This window comes from Phycisphaeraceae bacterium (genome assembly GCA_020851465.1).
Taxonomy (GTDB): Bacteria; Planctomycetota; Phycisphaerae; order Phycisphaerales; family Phycisphaeraceae; genus JADZCR01.
Window position 1 is genome coordinate 22,211 of record JADZCR010000011.1, and the last position, 14,819, is coordinate 37,029.

15 protein-coding genes are annotated in these 14,819 nt (G+C 62.3%); 6 read left to right on the plus strand and 9 right to left on the minus strand.

Annotated elements, in window-relative coordinates:
- Positions 1-10: 10 nt before the first annotated feature.
- Positions 11-1,579 (minus strand): hypothetical protein, encoded by a 1,569-nt coding sequence (locus IT444_11555; GenBank protein ID MCC7193407.1) that lies wholly within the window; start codon positions 1,577-1,579, stop codon positions 11-13.
- 4 nt (positions 1,580-1,583) lie between these two features.
- Positions 1,584-2,264 (minus strand): sigma-70 family RNA polymerase sigma factor, encoded by a 681-nt coding sequence (locus IT444_11560; protein MCC7193408.1) that lies wholly within the window; start codon positions 2,262-2,264, stop codon positions 1,584-1,586.
- A gap of 191 nt (positions 2,265-2,455) precedes the next feature.
- Here IT444_11560 and IT444_11565 point away from each other — a divergent pair, with 191 nt between their 5' ends.
- Both IT444_11565 and lipB read left to right on the plus strand, forming a co-directional pair.
- Positions 2,456-3,898: an adenylosuccinate lyase gene (locus IT444_11565; GenBank protein MCC7193409.1), complete on the plus strand. Its 1,443-nt coding sequence runs from the start codon at positions 2,456-2,458 to the stop codon at positions 3,896-3,898.
- An 8-nt stretch (positions 3,899-3,906) separates the two neighbouring features.
- On the plus strand, positions 3,907-4,596 hold the full coding sequence (gene lipB, locus IT444_11570) for a lipoyl(octanoyl) transferase LipB (protein ID MCC7193410.1): 690 nt from the start codon (positions 3,907-3,909) through the stop codon (positions 4,594-4,596).
- Here the strand turns inward: lipB and IT444_11575 are convergent.
- Complete coding sequence (locus IT444_11575; protein ID MCC7193411.1) at positions 4,571-5,407, minus strand: SPOR domain-containing protein; 837 nt, start codon at positions 5,405-5,407, stop codon at positions 4,571-4,573. The genes lipB and IT444_11575 overlap by 26 nt on opposite strands.
- 107 nt (positions 5,408-5,514) lie before the next feature.
- On the minus strand, positions 5,515-6,774 hold the full coding sequence (locus tag IT444_11580) for a Gfo/Idh/MocA family oxidoreductase (protein MCC7193412.1): 1,260 nt from the start codon (positions 6,772-6,774) through the stop codon (positions 5,515-5,517).
- A 111-nt stretch (positions 6,775-6,885) separates the two neighbouring features.
- Here IT444_11580 and IT444_11585 point away from each other — a divergent pair, with 111 nt between their 5' ends.
- Positions 6,886-7,860: a metalloregulator ArsR/SmtB family transcription factor gene (locus IT444_11585; protein MCC7193413.1), complete on the plus strand. Its 975-nt coding sequence runs from the start codon at positions 6,886-6,888 to the stop codon at positions 7,858-7,860.
- A 23-nt stretch (positions 7,861-7,883) separates the two neighbouring features.
- Positions 7,884-9,389, plus strand: a complete 1,506-nt coding sequence (locus IT444_11590) for an adenosylhomocysteinase (GenBank protein ID MCC7193414.1) — start codon at positions 7,884-7,886, stop codon at positions 9,387-9,389.
- A gap of 73 nt (positions 9,390-9,462) precedes the next feature.
- Here IT444_11590 and IT444_11595 read toward each other — a convergent pair whose 3' ends face one another.
- Complete coding sequence (locus IT444_11595; protein ID MCC7193415.1) at positions 9,463-10,044, minus strand: YdeI/OmpD-associated family protein; 582 nt, start codon at positions 10,042-10,044, stop codon at positions 9,463-9,465.
- Between the two features lie 65 nt (positions 10,045-10,109).
- Complete coding sequence (locus IT444_11600) at positions 10,110-10,331, minus strand: hypothetical protein (protein ID MCC7193416.1); 222 nt, start codon at positions 10,329-10,331, stop codon at positions 10,110-10,112.
- 113 nt (positions 10,332-10,444) lie between these two features.
- Between IT444_11600 and IT444_11605 the strand changes: the two genes are divergently transcribed.
- On the plus strand, positions 10,445-11,152 hold the full coding sequence (locus IT444_11605; protein MCC7193417.1) for a gamma-glutamyl-gamma-aminobutyrate hydrolase family protein: 708 nt from the start codon (positions 10,445-10,447) through the stop codon (positions 11,150-11,152).
- Positions 11,153-11,192: 40 nt separating this feature from the next.
- On the opposite strand, the gene IT444_11610 is transcribed toward IT444_11605, so the two are convergent.
- The 3 genes from IT444_11610 to IT444_11620 all read right to left on the minus strand — a co-directional run bounded on the left by IT444_11610 (position 11,193) and on the right by IT444_11620 (position 13,848).
- Positions 11,193-11,831 (minus strand): signal peptidase II, encoded by a 639-nt coding sequence (locus IT444_11610; GenBank protein ID MCC7193418.1) that lies wholly within the window; start codon positions 11,829-11,831, stop codon positions 11,193-11,195.
- Between the two features lie 74 nt (positions 11,832-11,905).
- Positions 11,906-12,472 (minus strand): 2-C-methyl-D-erythritol 2,4-cyclodiphosphate synthase, encoded by a 567-nt coding sequence (ispF, locus tag IT444_11615; GenBank protein MCC7193419.1) that lies wholly within the window; start codon positions 12,470-12,472, stop codon positions 11,906-11,908.
- 2 nt (positions 12,473-12,474) lie between these two features.
- Positions 12,475-13,848, minus strand: a complete 1,374-nt coding sequence (locus IT444_11620; GenBank protein MCC7193420.1) for a sigma-54-dependent Fis family transcriptional regulator — start codon at positions 13,846-13,848, stop codon at positions 12,475-12,477.
- Positions 13,849-13,925: 77 nt separating this feature from the next.
- On the opposite strand from IT444_11620, the gene IT444_11625 reads away from it, so the two are divergent.
- Positions 13,926-14,795, plus strand: coding sequence for a menaquinone biosynthesis protein (locus tag IT444_11625; GenBank protein ID MCC7193421.1), 870 nt, complete (start codon positions 13,926-13,928; stop codon positions 14,793-14,795).
- Positions 14,796-14,819: the final 24 nt, after the last annotated feature.

Consider the following 14,819-nt stretch of genomic DNA (forward strand, 5'->3'; position numbering starts at 1 on the left):
TTGCCTGCGATCAATGATTCGGCTGCGCCGTTTCCGCGTCCTCGTGTACCACGACCGGCAGGCGAATCATCTCATCGTCGAGCAGAGATGTGTCCGGTTCCAGCTCCGCATATCCGCCGGATGTGCTTAGTTCCGTATTGCTCCTTGCGGGCTGCGTGGCTGCGAGGCTCTGCATGGCTTGCTTACCACCCGTCGAGGCGGCCTGCCCCGCCGCGTGCTTCTCCTTCTCTTGAGATGCCGAGGCGGGCTGAGTCTGGCTGATGCTCTGCGTCCCCGCTCTGTCGCGGCCGGCGTGATCTCCCAGCGATTGCAGCAGCGTCAGTGAAGCCCGCTGACCCTTCTGGCTGTTGAGATGCGTCATCAGCGGCGCGAGTTGCTTGCGGTGCAGCAGGAGCACGATTTCATTCGAGGCCTGCTTCTGCGTTTGGTTCTCATCCGAACCCGCTTTTTGATTCGCCTGTCGCGATTGGTCTTCCACCGCCATCTGGCTGCGGCTGATCATCTCCATGCGGACGTTGTTTTGCGCAGACCAGAGCGCGATCGCCTGGTTGGTCTGTTCGGTCGAAGTGCTCGAAACTTCCAGAAGCAACGGCGTGCGATCCGTCTCCGATCCGTTGGCTGCCGACTCATCCTTGCGTTCCCGCGGCAGGCTCGGAACCGCGGGCAGCTTCGACGCCACGCCGCCTCCTCCTGCGGCTGTCGCTCGCGGCGATTCCTGACCGGCAGCCATTGCCTGATCCTGATTCTCCGCTAGCGTCTGCACGGGTGGCGCTGTGACTGCTTCACCCTTCGACGCCGGCTTGGCTGCATCAGCGGGTTCCGCGGCCTTGAGTCGAGACTCCGATTGGCCTTTGCTCAGGCTGGTGCCCGGCGCGGAACTTCGTGCGGGACTCGATTCAGCCTTGAGATGTCCGACGACTCCCTCGCTGCCGTCTTTGTCGTTATGAAGCGCCAATCGCTTTTCCGCGTCGGCGGCGATTTCAGTCTCGACATTGGCTTTGGCGTTGGTATCGGCGGGAACTTCGCTATCGGCGGCAGCCGCTCCGCTGCCTTCCCCACGCTTGGTTTTTTCCGCAGCCATCGCCAGCCTGTCCGCAGATGTTTCTTTGGACTCGTTGACAGGGCCGGCGGGCGGTTGCCGGAAAGTCGGCGGCTCGGAGGCGTGAGGCGTGTTTGACGCGAGCGGGCCGGGCGACTGCGCCAGGCGGTCCAGCCCGTCGTTGCTGAGAGTGTTGACGATCAGCAGGGTGCTGATCGCGAGCAAGGCCGCGACCGCCAGATAACCCGCCACCCGCTTGAAGCGGTAACGACGGACGGGCGCGACAAAACCCGGATCGCTCGGCGCGACACCCAGGAGCATGTTGCGCTCCAGCCGCTGATTGACGCGCTCCATCAGGTCGGCAGGCGGTTCCTCATCCGGCAGGTTACGCAGACGATGACGATCGAGCACAAGCTGGGCGATGAGGTTTCGCAGCCGCGGATCATCCGCAGCCTGCTTTTCAAACTCGATCATCTCCTCGCGTGACAGATCGCCTTCGAGGTAACCGAGGAATTTTTCTTCGTCGTACCGCTCGTTCATGGCTTCAGGTTCTTTCCGTCCTTGCCGTCGCGTCCGCGGCCGTGTTTGTCTTGGTCGGCGGCGGACAGACACGCAGCACCTCGTGCCGCAGCGCCAGTCGCGCTCTGAAGAGCCTGCTCTTGACCGTCCCGACAGGAACGGCCAATACGTCAGCGATCTGCTGGTAATCCATCTCCTCGATATCCCGGAGCACCAGCACAGCCCGGAAATCCTCCTCGACCCTCGACAGTGCCAGATGCAAATGAGCGATCATCTCACGCTGTTGGACGGTCACATCGGGGGAAAGTTCCCGGTTATCAGACAATTCGTGCTTGAGGGCGGCAGCCTGATCGTCGTTATTCGCTGCGTGATTTCCCGTCGCGTCCAGACTGCCCGCCTGTCTGAGCTTGCGTCGGCGCAACAGCGAGATGGACAGATTCATGGCGATCCGCGTCACCCAGGTCGAAAACTCGCTCTGACCGTTGAAATCCTGAATGTGCTCGATGACCTTGAGCATGGTGTCCTGCGTGACCTCAGCCGCGTCGTCACGATTGCTGACCATGCGCAGACAGGTGTTGAAGATGCGTTTCTGGTTGAGTTCGAGCAGCCGTCCCAGCGCACTTGTGTCACCGCGCCGCACCGCTGCGAGCAGCGTGTGGGGATTTTCCGCGATGGCCGTGGTTTCCGGAGTTTCCGGTGGCGGCATGCGTTGAGATTCCAAAAATCGCGCCGGACGCGATGCCGGCGGCAGGCGTCGTGCGGGTTCAAAGCGCGGGGGTTCCTCCCTCGTCGCGGACCTTCTAACCTGTTACTATGACGGACCCTGCGCTGGGGGTCAATGGGCACGTCCTCCCCACGGGTGCAGGGATTACTCCGGCGGCCCACTACGAACCACCTATGAGCACGTCGCCCCGTCAGTCCGACCGCTACGAATCACCGCTGGCCAGCCGTAACGCATCACCGCAGATGCAGCAGGTCTGGTCACCGCAACGGAAATTTTCGACCTGGCGGCGGATCTGGCTCGCCCTGGCGGAGACTCAGCACGAGCTTGGGCTGCCCGTTACCGCCCAGCAGGTCGCGCAGATCAGGGAGCATCTGGACGACATCGACTTTACCGCCGCCGCCGCTCACGAAAAACGGCTGCGGCACGATGTGATGGCGCACGTCTATACGCTCGGCGAGGCCGCACCGCTGGCGCGACCGATCATCCACCTGGGCGCGACCAGTCAGGACATCGTGGACAATGCCGACATCATTCTGCTGCGCGATGCCTTGCAGATCGTGGCGGGCAAGCTGGCGAATGTGATCGACGCGCTGGGACGCTTCGCCGCGGAACACCGCGACCGCCCGACGCTGGGCTTCACCCATTACCAGCCCGCCCAGCCGACCACCGTGGGCAAGCGTGCTACGCTCTGGGCCTACGATCTGGCTCTGTCGCTGGAAGAAATCGAGGAGCGTCTCGCGCGGCTGCGGCTGCGCGGCATCAAGGGCACGACCGGCACACAGGCGTCGTTTCTCGAACTGTTCGCCGGCGATCACGGCAAAGTCATCGAGCTGGAACGCCGCGTCGTCAAAAAGCTCGGCTTCGACTCGGCCTATGAAGTCACCGGCCAGACCTACCCGCGCCTCGTCGATGCACAGATCATCAGCGCGCTGGCGGGGACCGCGGCTGCAGTGACGAAGATGTGCAACGACCTCCGTCTGCTGGCTAACCGCAAGGAAATCGAGGAACCCTTCGAGGAAGAACAGATCGGCTCCTCCGCGATGGCGTACAAACGAAACCCGATGCGCTGCGAGCGGGCGACCGGCCTGGCGCGCTTCGTCATCGCACTGGCGGACAGCCCATACATCACCGCAGCGACGCAATGGCTCGAACGCACGCTCGACGACTCCGCCAATCGTCGGCTGGCGATCCCCGAACCGTTCCTGGCGATTGACGGATGCCTCGACCTGGCGATCAACATCACCGAGGGGCTGGTCGTCTATCCGGCGATGATCCGGCGCAATCTCATGGCTGAGCTTCCCTTTATGGCCACGGAAAATCTGCTGATGGCCGCCGTGAAACGCGGCGCGGATCGGCAGGAGGCGCACGAAGTGATCCGCAAGCACAGCCAGGCCGCCGCAGCACAGGTCAAGAGTCAAGGCGCGGACAACGACCTGCTCTCCCGTCTGCGCGATGAGCCTGCCTTCCGGGGAATTGATCTGGACTTCGTGATGGATCCCGCGCAATTTGTCGGCCGGGCACCGCAGCAGGTGGATGAGTTCATCAAAAACGTCATCGAACCGATCCGCCAGCGATACCGCGCATCGCTGGGCTACCGCCCGCAGTTGAAGGTCTGATCCTCTGCATGACTGTGCCGCTCAAAATCACCGACCTTGGGCGCATGGCTTACGCGCCGGCGCTCGATCTTCAACGGAAAACGCTCGAAGGCGTCCTTGCGGGTGAACCCAACACCCTCCTGATCGTCGAGCATGACCCGGTCATCACCGTCAGTCAGCGGCGCGAGTCGGCTCAACATCTGCTCGCCTCGTCGGAGCGGCTCGCTTCACTGGGCATCGAGGTCCAACCGACCGACCGCGGCGGAGACATCACGTATCACGGCCCCGGACAACTTGTCGCCTACCCGATCATCCGGCTCGATGACTTCGGCCTCTCACTCTCTCGTTACATGCGCCTGCTCGAACAGGTCGTGATGGAAACCATCGCGCGATTCGGCATCGACAGCCACACCGTCAGCGGCGCCACCGGAGTCTGGGTGAGTCAACCCAACCGGACGCAGGCGGCGAAAATCTGCGCCATGGGTGTGCGCATCCGCAAGGGGGTGACCATGCACGGACTGGCCCTCAACATCACCACCGACCTTTCGCATTTCGACACGATCGTGCCCTGCGGGCTGGCCGGCAGCTCCGTTACGAGTTTGCAGCGATTACTCGGACAGCGGACGCCGACAGCGGATGAAGTGAAAAACGCCTTGTCCCTGGTGATGCAGTCGCATCTTTCCAAGCTGCTGCTCACGGCGCACCGGCAGGCACCATGAAGCTCGGCTGTTCCCGCTTTGACCCGTCGGGGGAAGTCTCCACGACCGTGTAGCCGTTGAAAAGATTGACGGGATAGGTTTTCTGGAGATATTCGATGCGCGGCCCGTAAACGCGCTGTTTGAACTTTGACGGACCTCGCGAGGTCGGCTGCACGACTTCAACCTCCGTGAAATCCGCATCGTTAAAGATGCCGACGGTCACAAGCGAGAGGAAGTTGCCGTGATAGAAGAAAGCCTGATCGCCTTTGGCGCGAAGCTCAGCGGCATATCGTTCCGCAGCTTTGCGGAAGTCCTTGCCGTAGGCTTCGTCAAAGGCCGCGACCTGAAGGGTGTAAAGCCCCTTGCCCGCGAATTGCCGCAGATCCATTGATCCCGTACCGCCGCGAGCCGACTCGCTCAGGGGCACCAGCTCGACCGATTCGTACGGCCGTGTGCCGTCAAGGACGAGCATCCGAGTCTGTCTGAGGTCGCTGCGGGCGGCTTCGTCGGAAGCGTCGAAGTAGTGTCCGCGCATCACGCTGGTCTTGTTGTCGATTTGCCGAATCCAGACATCGGGCAGGGAAAGATCATGTCTGAGCCGCTTGACGAGTTGCGCCGCGCGGGTGTCCTGTTTGCTGCCGTCGAAAGTCTCGAGCAGGATCGCCCATCCTTCGGTGAAGCTGGCCGGACCGTACGGCGATTGCGTCGCTGGCGTTGCCCTGCTCTTGTCAGCCAGAGCGCGGTACCTGTCCCACGAATCACTGACCACCCGCGTTTCACAGGCTGTCAACGTGAAAAACAGGAGCACGAGAATGGCGGAGAGAGCCTTCATGGGTGAGGCAAAGCGTGGTGGGACGCCACGGATGCGGCGAGGGAATCATTGTAGTCGCACCGTGCCGCACCATCCGGGTTGAGCAAACCAGGTCGGGCAGCGGCAGCTTACGCCAGCCGGGGACCGGCGAAGTGCCGGTAACCGCGCAGGTCTTTTTTCCCTGCCGGTTTCGACCAACTGACCAGGCCTGACTCGTGCAGCATCTGGTTTTTGGCGACACAGGCGACAAAAGCCGCCTCGATGCCCGGCAGCGTGGTCAGTTTGCCGTCGTGATAATCCACGACGCGCCGCGCTGCTGCGGGGGTGTCGTGGATCACCGTCGCTTCGGACGCACCGTTCACCGCTGCCAGCGGAGCACGCGCCGATTCAAGCGTCGCGATCATCGTGTCCGGGTCACTCAACCCGCGCACCGCTTTGGCGAGTCGATGCAGGGCCGGCACGCGCCCGTCACCCTGGCGCACGATCACCTCGCGGCCTTTGGAAGTCTCGCACGCGATCTGCTCCACGGTGCGGACGATCTTTCCGCTCGTGCCGTGGAACACGATCTCCGGGTTGATCCCCTGCTCGCAGGCATGGGTGAACAGCACCAGCAAGGTCGGATTTCCCGGCAAGTCGAGCGTGATTTTCATGCTGATGGTGTCGAAGTTTTCGATCGGATTAGTGCGGTAAAGCTCCGCCTCGACCGCGATGGGAACCGCGGAAGTCTCGAGCGTCGGCCCCATGAGAAACAGCGGGATGTTGATGTAGTGCGCCAGCGCGTTGTTGGCGGGACTGTCCATGACCCAAGCGCCGCGGCGTTTGAACTTCCCCGCCCAGTCGGCACGCCTGAAGTAAACATCGTGACGCGGCCAGCAGGCATGCACGGTCGCGTGAGTGATCCGGCCAAACTCCCCCGCCAAGATGCGCCGCTTCAGGGGTACGGTCGTCGGTTCGTAAACGTCCTGGTAACCGATCCCCACGGGCTTACCGGCGCGGTCCCGTGCTGCGATCATCGCGTCCGCGTCGTCGATGCTGCCTGCGACCGGCTTTTCGCACATGACCGCTTTGCCCGCAGCCAGTGCCTTTTCCGTGAACGGCCGGTGCAGGTCGATCGGCAGCGGAATCCACACCGCCTCGATCTCCGGGATCGCCAACACGTCCTCAAACCGCTCAAACACCTTCACGCCCGCGCCGCGCAATGTCGCGATCACTTCGGCGTGCAGCTTGTGATCCGGCTCGGCGACCGCTGCATATTTCACTCCCGGTGAGCCGGCGGGTGCGGAACCGCTCCGGCTGATGTCCAGCAGCATGTCGCTGATGCCGCGGGCGTAACCGCCCAGACCCACCGAACCAAACACCACGGGTTTCGTCGCCGCCTGCGTTGTCATCGTCAATCCTGTCAGAAATACGAGGTTGGGCACAATAACGGCCATGAACGGCCGGGGCAACAGGTTTGCTTTCAGGGCGGCGATAATCTATCCTTATATCCGGATGGAGCGATGATTAAATCAGACCCCCAACCCCAGACGATCGTGGGCTGGATGGACAGCCTCGCCGATCCGACACGGCTGCGCGTGCTCCGACTGCTGGAGCGGCAGGAGCTGGGTGTCGTCGAACTCTGCAAGGCACTCCAGATGCCCCAGTCAACCGTCAGCCGCCATCTCAAACTGCTTTCCAGTCAGGGCTGGCTCGCCAACCGGCGCGACGGCACCGCCAATTTTTATCGCATGACGCTTGATGAGCTTGAACCGGCAGCAAGAAAACTCTGGCTGCTGGCGCGTGAGCAGACCGCCGCCTGGCCGGCCGTCGAACAGGACCGCCGTCGCATGGAGCAGGTGCTCCGCGCCCGGCATGATGATGCGCAGGCTTTTTTCGCCGGTGCTGCTTCCGAGTGGGAGGCGATGCGCGGCTCGCTCTACGGTCGCTCGTTCAATCAGGCGGCTCTGCTGGGCCTGCTCTCCGAGGAATGGGTCGTCGCCGACCTGGGTTGCGGCACCGGCGCGCTGTCTGTCGAGCTGGCTCCGTATGTCCGGAGCGTCATCGGCGTCGATCAATCCGCCGCGATGCTCAAGGCCGCCCGTCGTCGCGCCGAATCGCTGAAAAACGTGGACCTGCGTCGCGGCGACCTCGAAGCGTTACCCGTCGATTCGGAAACCTGTGACGCAGCACTGATGGTGCTGGTGCTGACCTACGTCGCCGACCCGCAGCGTGTGCTCGCCGAAGCGGCGCGAATCCTCAAACCTGCCGGAAAGCTGATCCTCGTGGACCTGCTGCGGCATGACCGCGATGACTTTCGCCGCCAGATGGGGCAGCGTCATCCGGGCTTTGATCCCGCAGCGTTGCAACGTCTGCTCGAGGGCGTGGGCATGACCGCGCTCCAGCACCGCCCTCTGCCTCCCGAAACGGATGCCAGAGGCCCTGCACTATTCCTCACCGTCGCCCGCAAGAGCGCCGATAACCCTGTTCACCCTTAATTTCTTTTACTGGAGTCTCGTCGATGACCGCCACCACCACCCGCGCCCCGAAGATCAAGCAGTCCCGGCCCGCCGCCTCCGCCCTCGAATACAAAGTCGCCGACCTGTCGCTGGCTGACTGGGGCCGCAAGGAGATCGAGCTGGCGGAAAAAGAGATGCCCGGCCTGATGAGTGTCCGCCGCGAGTACGCCAAAGCGCAGCCGCTCAAGGGACAGCGCATCACCGGCTCGCTGCACATGACGATCCAGACAGCCGTGCTGATCGAAACGCTCGTCGAGCTGGGCGCGGAAGTCCGCTGGTGCTCGTGCAACATTTTCAGCACGCAGGACCATGCGGCAGCGGCGATCGCCGTCGGACCGCGAGGCACGGTGCAAAAGCCCGCGGGGGTCGCGGTCTTTGCCTGGAAAGGCGAGACGCTCGACGAGTATTGGTGGTGTACGGAACGCGCCCTCGATTTCGGTGACAACAACGGCCCCACCCAGATCGTCGATGACGGCGGCGATGCGACGCTGCTGATCCACAAAGGCGTCGAGTATGAAAAGGCCGGCAAAGTCCCCGCCATCAACTCCACCGAAAACGAGGAGTTTCAGATCATCCTCAAGCTGCTGACCAAAACACTCAAGGAAACGCCTAAACGCTGGACAAAAGTCGCCGCCGATTGCAAAGGTGTCAGCGAAGAAACGACCACCGGCGTCCACCGGCTCTACGAGATGCAGAAGAAAGGCACGTTGCTCTTTCCGGCCATCAACGTCAACGACAGCGTGACCAAGAGTAAGTTCGACAACCTCTACGGCTGCCGTCACTCGCTCGTGGACGGCCTGATGCGCGCCACCGACGTGATGCTCGCCGGCAAGGTCGCCGTCGTCTGCGGCTACGGCGACGTGGGCAAGGGCTGCTGCCAGAGCCTCAAGGGGCAGGGCTGCCGCGTGATCGTCACCGAGATCGACCCCATCTGTGCGCTTCAGGCGGCGATGGAGGGCTACGAAGTGCTCACCGTCGAGGAGACGCTCCCTTACGCTGACATCTTCATCACCACCACCGGCAACCTCAACATCATCACCACCGCGCACATGTCCAGAATGAAGGATTGCGCGATCGTCGGAAACATCGGCCACTTCGATAACGAGATCGACATGGCCGGCCTCAAGAAAGTCAAAGGCATCAAACGCATCAACATCAAGCCGCAGTACGACAAGTGGGTCTTCCCCGCCACCCCCGGCCGGGAAGCTCACTCCGTGCTGATCCTCGCCGAGGGGCGTCTGCTCAATCTCGGCTGCGCCACCGGCCATCCGAGCTTTGTCATGAGCAACAGCTTCACCAACCAGACGCTCGCCCAGATCGAGCTGGCGGTGAATCGCAGCAAGTACGAAAAGCAGGTTTACGTGCTGCCCAAGCACCTTGATGAAAAAGTCGCGCGGCTGCATCTGGAGCAGATCGGCGTCAAACTCACCAAGCTCACCAGGGAACAGGCTGAATACATCGGCGTGCCGATCGAAGGCCCTTACAAGCCCGACTCGTATCGCTATTGAGTACCGACCGCAGCTTCTGCGGCGATACCTGTTTAGCAGCCGGCGGCTTCAACCCCGCCGCGCTGCATCGCGGTTAATCGTCGAGGCCTTTGCCTTCGAGGATGCGCAGGATGTGTTTTTCAATCCGTGACGCTCGCGTCTTGGATTGCTTGGCTGCGGAAATGTAGAGGATGTACGCGCGTTGTCGGCCGGGTGTCAACGAGGTAAACGCGGTTTCCAACTCGACGTTTTCATCAAACCGGGCCTGAAGCTCCGCGGGAATATCAAACTCCTTCTTGAACTCCACCTTCAAGCCCGCCCGTTCTGCGGCGATGGCCTGCTCAAGCAGTTCCTTGAGGACGGGGCGGAGCCGGGTGATCTCTTCGACGCTGGTGAATTTCGCCATGCGAGCGGATTGCGTGTTGGCACCGGGCGCGACGAGGATGCCGCGAGTGTCCTTGAGCAGGACTCCCTTGAGGAAGCTCATCGCGCAGTTGTTCTTACCGCAGCCGATGAGAACGATGTTCTGGCCCTGGTCGGTGTAGCAGGGAGTGCGCCACTTGATGTCTTCGGTCAGTCCGCTCTCAAGCGCGATCCGGCGCAGAGCTGTCAGCTCCGCCTGCCACTGTTTGTTTTTGCGGATGTAGCCGTCCACCTTGGGGGTTGTGTTGTTCATGGTTGGCATCTCCGAATGGCGCGAGCATCTGCCGCACAGCCGCGAGTGAGCGGCTCAGAGACGACTCACCGAGCCGTCTGGGACTCCGACTTCAAAAGCAGTCGCCGGACATTCGGACCTTGCCACATCCAGAATCCCGTCAGGAGCAGCAGCGGCACAAAGACAAACCGAAACATGAAACGGTACTGCTCGGTTTCCGCCGGCGGGCCGTAAATAAATCCGACCAGCGGCAGGCCGGAAAGAATGTGAACCCAACGAATGATCGAGCGTTTGGCGCCATTGGACATGATGACACCCCCGGAATGGTTATTTGCAAAACACCACAAACCTCGACACATGACGACTTGCCGTATCATGATGCCAAGTCTTTTCCTGAAAACAAAACCTGTAATCTTCACCCATGACCCGCCCGCTCATTGGTATCACCAGCGACAACAAGGAAAACCGCATCGAGTCGGGTCACTATGAGTCAGCCGTCGCCTATAGCCGCGCGATCACCCTGGCCGGCGGCCTGCCGCTGATCCTCCCGCAGGAAGTGACGCTCATCGGTGATTACCTCCGCCTCTGCGCGGGCTTCCTCCTCACCGGCGGAGCCGATGCACGTATGGAACGGTTCGGCCAGCGCATGCACCCGAAGGCTAAACCCGTCGCGTCACAACGACAGCTCTTTGAGCTGGCGCTTCTCGATGAGCTAGCGAAAAATCGTCGCATCCCCGCCCTGGGCATCTGCCTGGGTATGCAGTTCATGTCCCTCCACGCGGGGGGACAGTTGAATCAACAACTGGCTGACACGCTCGGCGAACAGGCGCTGGCTCATCAGCAGAACAACCGTCACCCGGTGAAAGTCGAAGCAGCGGACTGCGTGCTGGCTGCCGTCGCGCAGGAGGCGGGCGATCCGACCGTGGTTTCCTGGCATCGTCAGGCAGTCGAGGCGAGCGGCTCGCTGCGCATCATCGCCCATGCGCCTGATGGCGTGATCGAAGCGGTGGATGATCCCACGCGGCTGTTCTACGTCGGCGTGCAATGGCACCCGGAGCGCGGCGGAGACGGACCGTTTAACAGCTCTCTGCTGGCGCGATTTGTCGATACCTGCCGAAAAACGCAATAGCACCTGCTGCACGCACCCTCACAGGCAGAGGGCGTGACGCTTACTCCGCTGTGTCGGCGGTTTTCGCTTCGGCTTGATCCGAGGTCGCTTTATTCGGTCGAGGCTTCCAGAGGCTGACCATCATCATCAGCACCCCGACGACCAGTGCCACATCCGCGATGTTGAAGATCCACGGGTAAAGCTCGTGGTTGCCCCCGCCGGGACCCGGCCAGGCCCAGCCGAAGGGCAGGTTCACACCCGGAAACAGGTGCAGCATGTCGCGCACCTGAGAGTAGATGGCCCGGTCATAGAGATTACCCAGCGCGCCGGCGAGGATCAGCGCCAGCGACACATGCAGCCACCGCTGCTGCGCGAAGCTGCGCGCAAAGATCACCACGATCACGACAATCGCAATCAAGCTCATGGTGATGAAAAAGAACCGCTGCCCCTTGCCCATGCCGAACACCGCACCGTCATTGGTCGTCAGGTGCAGATTGAGCAGGTAAGGCACCACGATCACGGGTTCATGGTCGATGGGTTGGATCTGCGCCGGGTCGATGATGACGGGCTGCGGGGCGACATTGGCGAACGCCCACGCTTTGAGCCACAGGTCCGCGCCGAGAACCACAGCCGCGAGGATGCAAAACAGCGCGACGGCAGGCGGATGTCGATAAGCAAGCAACGGAGCATCGTCGGACATGCGAGGATTCTAGCGAGGATCAAAAAAATCGTGTCATCCGCGCGCATCGGCGTCGATGACGACGGGAAATCGAGTCACCTGCTCCGCCGGATACGACGCCCGGCCCGGAGCGGGACACGGCCTGTGGAGATCGTTCTGACGCGGCTGGTCTTGACCGGAGATTTTGTGACCAGCAGCACCACCGCATGACAGGCGATGGCCCGTCCCTCGCCGATCGCATCCACGTTTTCGTGCGTCTTGCCTTTGATGTTCACCCGCGCCGGTTCGCAGCCCAGCAGTTGGGCGATGTTGTCCTTGATGGCTGCCTTATGCGGGCTGAGTTTCGGCCGTTGGAGAATGACGGTGATGTCGAGGTTGCCGACGGTGTACCCAGCCGTGCGCATGCGCCGGGTCGCTTCCTCGACAAACACACGGGAATCGGCCCCCTTCCACTTCGGATCGTTGTCGGGAAAGAGCTGTCCGATGTCATCCTGCCCCAGCGCGCCGAGCAGTGCATCGGTCAGAGCGTGATAAACGACATCTCCATCGGAATGCGCAGCGCAGCCGCGGTCGTGCTGAAAATCAACCCCGCCGACGATGAGCTTCAATCCCGGCTCAAGTCGGTGCAGATCAAATCCGTGGCCTATGCGGGGCAGAACCATGACTATTTCAATCCGTACTCTTTGAGTTTCCGATACAGCGTCCGCTCGCCGATACCGAGCATTTTCGCTGCGGCTTCACGATTGCCCTTGTTGACGCGCAGGGCGTCGCGGATCGCCTGTTTTTCCAGTTGATCGAGGCTCATGGGCGGGCCGCCGACGCTGATCTCTCCGGCGCCATCGGCACCGCGAATCTCCGGCGGCAGGTGACGCAATTCCAGCCGTTCGCCATCGGCGATGGCGATCATATTCTGAAGCACGTTGATGAGCTGCCGCACATTTCCCGGCCAGTCAAAGCTCATCAGCGCGGTCTGCGTCTCTTCCGTCAGGTCGATGGCGGGCCGGTCGAACTGCGCCGCGAACTTATGCACGAAGTGCCGCGCCAGCACCGGGATGTCCTCACGCCGTTCACGCAGCGCGGGCAGGTGGAGGTTCACACCCTTGATGCGGAAATAGAGGTCCTCGCGGAACTGGTGTTGTTTGACCATCTCATCGAGGTTGCGATTGGTCGCCGACAGCAGCCGCACATCGACGTGTCGCGGCTCATTCGAGCCGAGGCGGACGACTTCGCCGCTTTCGAGGACGCGCAGGAGCTTGGCCTGCATGAGCGGGGGCATGTCGCCGACCTCATCGAGGAAAAGCGTGCCGCCGTTGGCGTACTCAAACCGTCCCTGCCGGTCGCGGTCAGCGCCGGTGAATGCGCCTTTGACGTGTCCGAAAAGCTCGTCCTCAAGGATCGACTCGGACAGGCCGGCACAGTTGATCGCGACGAAGTGATGCCGGGCACGCTTGGAGTTGTTATGGATCGCCTGGGCGACGAGTTCCTTACCCGTTCCCGACTCGCCGGTGATGAGCACCGGGATGGTTGATGGGGCGATTTGCCGCATCGTCGTGATGAGGCGGCGGATCGCGGGCGAGGAGCCGATGATGCCCTCGAATCCATACGTCTCATCGATCCGCTCTCGCAGGTGCGTGTTCTGCGCCCGGAGCATGACCGCCTGGATCGCGTGCTGGGTCAGCGTGCGAAAGACATCGAGATCGAGCGGTTTTTCGATGAAGTCGTAGGCTCCCTGCTTGAGCGCAGCCTTGCAGGTGGACACGCCGCCGTGTGCGGTGACGAGGATGGTCTCCGCGCCGGCCTGCGACTGCCGCGCCGTCGCCAGCACCTGCAGGCCGTCCTCCTCACCCTCCATGCGCAGGTCGGTGACGATCAGATCGAACTGGCCGTGCCTCAATTCCTCCTGAGCGGCTGTGAGGCTGTGGACGATTGTGCAGACGTGGCCCTGACGGCGCAGCACCTCGGCCATCACTTCGGCGTGATCGACCTCATCATCCACGACGAGGATCTGCGCAGTCGGTGTATCGGTGGCTTCAGACATATCGGATGGGAATGATGGATGAGCATGCGGATTCGGTCAAGGCGGCTATCTCCGGGGTCCGTACCTATAATGCCCCCATGAGTTCAACCCGCCCTGATGCGTTTACCTCCTCCCCGCCCGCGGTCGTCACCCGGCGCATCGGCTGCGTGAGTTATCTCAACGCCAAACCGCTCATCGAAGGCGTGGAAAAAGACCCCGGCATTCCCGGCGCGCTGGTAAAGCTCGACATACCCAGCCGCCTGCTGGATGACCTGCTGGCCGGCGAGGTGGACATCGCGCTTTGTCCGGTCATCGACTACTTCCGCAGCACCACGCCGCTGGAAATCGTGCCCGTCGGCGGGATCGGCTGCGACGGGCCGACCCTGACGGTTCGCCTTTTCAGTCGCGTGCCGATTGATCGAATCACCGCCATTTACGCTGACACCGACAGCCACACCAGCGTCGCGCTGCTGCGCGTGCTGCTGCACCAACGGGACGGCCTGACGCCGACGCTCATCGACTACCACGCCCGCGAGCGCGTGGCGGGACACAAGCTCGTCACCGCACCCGAGGCGATGCTGCTCATCGGCGACAAGGTGGTGGCGGACTGCCCCAGCGAGGACGAGTACCCGCATCAGCTCGATCTGGGGCAGGCGTGGCGCGAGCTTACCGGTCTGCCTTTCGTCTTTGCCGTCTGGCTGGCGCGACGCGGGGCAAAGCTCGGCGACCTGCCTCAACAACTCGACCAGCAACGGATCCGCAATGCGGCGCGGATCGATCAGATCGTCGATCGCCACGCAGCGGCGCACCACTGGCCGCGCGAGCTAGCGACCCGCTATCTGGGCGAGTTGCTGCGCTACGCCATCGGACCGCGCGAATGTCAGGCCATCGAACGCTTCGGCGAACTGGCGGCCCGGTGCGGCGTCATCCCCGCCAATCGTCCGCTCGTTCTCCACTCCGACGGTTGAGGTGGCCCGAAGCGATGCGGCGTC